Below are 678 nucleotides of genomic sequence, written 5' to 3' on the forward strand. Positions count from 1 at the left end.
GAGTTGGTGGCAATAGAACAGAAAATCGATTTTTTTCGAGAGCTGCACAAGTTGATACGACACATCCCCGTTGATGTATTTGCTGACGACGAACAGAGACAAAACCTAATACAAGCCGCACAAAAGGCGCTAGACGAAGCCATTGATATAGAAGAAGAGGAAGCGTGGGGCGATGAGTTGGATTGATGCATCATTCGATGAGTGTTGCCGAGGAATGGGCTTAGATGCGGTGGATTTTTCTACCGCAGGACGTGTGCAGCTGAGCTTTGAGCAAAGCGGCACATTGCACATAGACAAACATCATGATCGACTTTTCCTTATGTTGGCGCGTGCGTTGTCGTGGCATCAGTCGGGCGAGCGTATTCAGCATGCGCTGCGTTTGTGCCATGCCGAACAGGGTTGGCCATTTGAAATGAAAACCGGTTTGCTCGACGACGAAACCTTGGTGTTTTCCGCCAAAATTGAAGGCGATGAAGTGACGCTGCCGACACTCGAACAAGCGTTCGCGCTTTTAGTGCGTCTTCACGATGAAGTGGCAAGTTGATGACCCGAGTTAGTACGTTAAATGTCGGCATTGAAGCCTTTACTCACGTTTCCCATGGTGAAGTCGAAACAGATTTCCCCAAACGATTTCAGTTACTGCCGGATGGGCAAGCCGTCGGGACTCATTTGGAAAAA

2 protein-coding genes and 1 pseudogene are annotated in these 678 nt (G+C 48.8%); all 3 read left to right on the top strand.

Annotated elements, in window-relative coordinates; all coding sequences use genetic code 11:
- Nucleotides 1-186: TyeA family type III secretion system gatekeeper subunit (locus tag R7O13_RS27410; protein WP_318305266.1), on the top strand; the 186-nt coding region annotated here is incomplete at its 5' end.
- Nucleotides 173-544, top strand: a complete 372-nt coding sequence (gene sycN / locus R7O13_RS27415; protein WP_318305267.1) for a type III secretion chaperone SycN — start codon at nt 173-175, stop codon at nt 542-544. The genes R7O13_RS27410 and sycN, both read left to right, overlap by 14 nt.
- Nucleotides 544-678, top strand: a pseudogene (vscX, locus tag R7O13_RS27420) (type III secretion system protein VscX); the annotation flags it as partial. The gene sycN and the pseudogene vscX, both read left to right, overlap by 1 nt.

The organism is Vibrio sp. Y176 (assembly GCF_033438945.1).